Consider the following 4,336-nt stretch of genomic DNA (forward strand, 5'->3'; position numbering starts at 1 on the left):
AGACAGTCGTCTGGTCGAGACGTTAAAGTCTCGATGCCGACAAAAACGTCGGCATTCGAATCCAGTCGTCCCGACAGATGAAGAGGTTGAGTCTAAACTTAACCTCTTCTTTTTTGTAATTTATCGTGCATGTAACATTGGAAGAATTGCTTTACAAGCATGAAAACATTATTGTCTCAAATATCTATCTTAAGTCTGATAAGTAAGTTAATATCAAATAAGTATTAGTTAAAATAGACTTACTATCCACACACTGTTTCTTTATAGTTTTATGGTTAATTGTCAAAAGAACAATTATTTGTACAATAACCTGCCTTTTCGGGTTATTAAGAAAATGCTTACGATATGAAAATCAACAAATTTTGCTTGCGTTTTTGCTGCTCTTTTTTCGTCCTGTTACAAGGTATCAGTACATCTTACGCCCAAGGTGGCGACCAGATTCTTGATGGTATTGGTGAAACAGGTTTAATAGCCCGTTATCTTTTTAATGGTGATACCAGAGATTGGTCGAGGAATAACCTGCATGGTCGTCCGGGTACACAAGTGAAATTTGCAGAAGATCCCCGTTTTGGAAAAGTATTATCGCTTTCAGGAGATACCAGTTCATATATCAGTTTGCCTTCCGAGGCACTTACCGATCTTGAATCGCTCAGTATTACGGCATGGGTGAACCTCAGATCAGCGAAATCGGGTCAGCATTTTTTTGACTTTGGTCAAAGTGCAAACAAACATTTCTTTGTAGCCCCGGCTGGAATCAACAATCAGGAGGGCTTTCAGACAGCGCTGGTAACAGATGTGACTGGCAAAAAAGTGGTATCTGCACCTGCTATTGAATTAAACAGATGGGTACATGTTACTATAGTTATTGATATTCCCTCTAAAACATTGCTTACCTATATCGATGGAAAATTAGCGGGAGAATCAAAAGAAATTCCAAAAGAACTCAGTGATGTATTTGGTCAGCAAAACGCAGATAAAAAACTCTTTATCGGTAAATCATTAACAGCAGGTAATCCATACCTGGATGCAATGATTCGTGATTTTCGTATTTATCGCGTGCCATTGAATATGACACAGTTAACCAGTGTATTTAATAATTCAAGGAGAGGCATTAACCAGGGCGGGGTAAATACCAGAAGGGTAGAAGAAGACCTCCCCAAATTTGCGCCAACAGAGCCACAACTGTATAATTCTTACCTCGTAAGTGTAGCAGATGTAAAAGTGACAACAGAAACAGGTAACCTGCCAAGATTACCCAGTTATATAAATGGTACTTATAAAGATGGATTCAAGGGCCCGAAAGTAAGGGTGGTCTGGCCGGCAGATACAGACAATAGCGCGGTGCTCAAACCAGGTACCTATACTATTACCGGACGTGTTGCCGGAACAAACTTTCAGCCCAAAGCAATTGTTACCGTAAAAAACAGCAATAAACAAACACAACCTATTGCTAAATTAAAACCCTTCGAATTAAAACAGGTGGTATTGCAAAATGATCAGCAAGGCAATAAATCAAAGTTTATAGAGAACCGTGATAAATTCATTTATACACTTGCTAAAACAGATCCTAATTCGTTCCTGTATATGTTCCGTCATGCATTCGGACAAAAACAACCGGAGGGCGCAAAAGCCTTAGGTGTTTGGGATAGCCGCGATACAAAATTAAGAGGCCACGCAACGGGCCATTACCTCACCGCTATAGCCCAGGCTTATGCAGGCACTGGTTATGATAAAACACTACAGGCAAACTTTGCCCAGAAAATGGAATATATGGTGAATACCCTGTACGATTTATCACAATTGTCGGGTAAGCCAAAACAGCCGGGAGGTCCATTTGTTACCGATCCGACTAAAGTTCCGATGGGACCAGGTAAAAAAGAGTATGATTCAGACTTGAGTGATACGGCTATCCGTAACGATTACTGGAACTGGGGTAAAGGGTTTATCAGTGCCTATCCGCCCGATCAATTCATTATGCTGGAGAAAGGTGCTAAATATGGCGGACAGAAAAACCAGGTTTGGGCACCGTATTATACCCTGCATAAAATACTTGCAGGCTTAACAGATATATATGAAGTGAGCGGGAATAAAAAAGCACTTGAAATAGCTTCCAATATGGGTGATTGGGTATATGCACGATTAAGTCAGGTGCCTACGGACACATTGATTAAAATGTGGAATACCTATATCGCCGGTGAATTTGGGGGAATGAATGAATCAATGGCCAGGTTATACCTCATCACCAAACAACCAAACCATCTCAAAACCGCACAACTGTTCGATAATATCAGGGTGTTTTTTGGAGATACACAACATTCGCATGGACTCGCTAAAAACGTAGACCTTTTCAGGGGCTTGCATGCTAACCAGCATATACCTCAAGTAGTAGGTAGTGTGGAAACATACCTGGCTACCAATAACCCCGAATACTATCAAATAGCAGATAATTTCTGGTATAAAATGGTGAACGATTATATGTATAGTATTGGTGGGGTAGCAGGAGCCCGTAATCCGGCAAATGCTGAATGCTTTATTGCGCAACCCGGTACGCTGTATGAAAATGGGTTTGCTTCCGGTGGACAAAATGAAACCTGCGCAACCTATAACATGTTGAAACTAACCGGAAACCTTTTCATGTTTGATCAGAAACCTGAATACATGGATTATTATGAACGTAGTTTGTATAATCATATACTGGCATCCGTAGCTGAGAATACACCAGCCAATACATACCATGTGCCCCTAAAGCCCGGTTCTATAAAACAATTCGGGAATCCTAACATGACTGGATTTACCTGTTGCAACGGAACAGCTATTGAAAGTAGTACCAAACTACAGAACAGCATTTATTTTCATAGCATAAATAACCAGTCATTATATGTAAACCTCTTCGTGCCCTCAACTTTAAACTGGACAGAAAGAAATATTTCCATTGAACAAATAACCAGTTTCCCTAAAGAGGACCAGACCAGTTTAAAAATAAAAGGTAATGGCAAATTTGCATTAAATGTGCGCGTGCCAGGATGGGCAACCAAGGGCTTTTATGTAAAGATTAATGGTAAGGAACATAAAGTTGCACCAGTACCTGGCTCATACCTCAAAATAGAGCGTAACTGGAAAGATGGAGATTTAGTAGAATTGAAAATGCCATTCCAGTTTCACCTGGATCCGGTGATGGACCAGCAGAATATTGCCAGCTTATTTTATGGGCCGATATTGCTTGCTGCCCAGGAAACTGAAGCAAGGAAAGAATGGCGAAAAATTACCCTGGATGCCAATGATATAAGCAAGTCAATAAAAGGCGACCCCACACAATTGCAGTTTACCATTGATGATGTGGTCTTCAAACCTTTTTATGAAACCTATGGTCGCCACTCGGTGTACCTTGATGTAAGACTTCAATAACAGACGATGATACGAAATGTAAAAAGGAGACTAATTATCTGGTCTCCTTTTTACATTTCGTATTATAAATAGTAAACCGGTCATCCTGATATATCAGCTTAATCATGATTATCCGCGTTCAATTCCCCTCTGTGAAAGGGGTAATAAATTTAGTCTCATGAATTAGCGAAAAAAATACTCCCTCAAAAAAGCTAATCCCCAATTTTCCACCTTAACGCACGGAAGCAATAGTTTCCCTACTTTTATGCTATCGTTTGCGAGATATGGTGGAAAATGCGTCATACGACAACCAATTTTTACTTAGTCAGCTTGCCCAAAGTGATGAACAGGCTTTTATGACCCTATACCAGCGGTACTGGCAGAAAATATTCACCATCGCAAATAATCGCCTGGAAAATAGTCAGGAAGCAGAAGATATCGTTCACGATGTATTTATGAGTCTTTGGCAAAATCGGCATACCCAGCAAATACAGCAATTAGAAAATTACCTGGCTGTTGCAACGAAATACATAGTGCTTGGTCGAATTAAATCAAAGCTTCGGGAAAGAAAATACCGTGAATCAGTTGATACTGCCATGGTAGTTGAAATGCCCGTCGAAAGCAGTCTTCATTACAAACGAATTCTACTGAAAGTTAAAACCGAAGTAGAAAAGCTCCCCGAAAAATGTCGAATCATCTTCCAATACAGCCGAAATGAAGGCATGTCTGTAAAACAGATAGCCAAAGTGATGCATATTTCTCCTAAAACAGTAGAAAACCAACTTAACAAAGCCCTACGCCACTTACGTACTGCCGTCCGTACTTTCTTACCTCTTTTATTGATGGTACTTACCCATATCTAGCACCGAAGGTGCGGATGTCTGATGTCTGATGTCTGATGTCTGATGTCTGATGTCTGATGTCTGATGTCTGATGTCTGATGTCTGATGTC

At 40.3% G+C, this 4,336-nt stretch carries 2 protein-coding genes; both read left to right on the forward strand.

Going from position 1 to position 4,336, the window contains the following annotated elements; translation table 11 throughout:
- Positions 1-345 precede the first annotated feature (345 nt).
- A complete protein-coding gene (locus ACH30E_RS13145; protein ID WP_490825180.1) occupies positions 346-3,405 on the forward strand; it encodes a beta-L-arabinofuranosidase domain-containing protein in 3,060 nt (1,019 codons plus the stop codon).
- 263 nt (positions 3,406-3,668) lie between these two features.
- Positions 3,669-4,247 carry an RNA polymerase sigma-70 factor gene (locus tag ACH30E_RS13150; protein WP_490825182.1) on the forward strand — a complete coding sequence of 193 codons (579 nt, stop codon included), beginning with the start codon at positions 3,669-3,671 and terminating at the stop codon, positions 4,245-4,247.
- Positions 4,248-4,336: the final 89 nt, after the last annotated feature.

The organism is Sediminibacterium sp. FW305-C-61 (genome assembly GCF_058231065.1).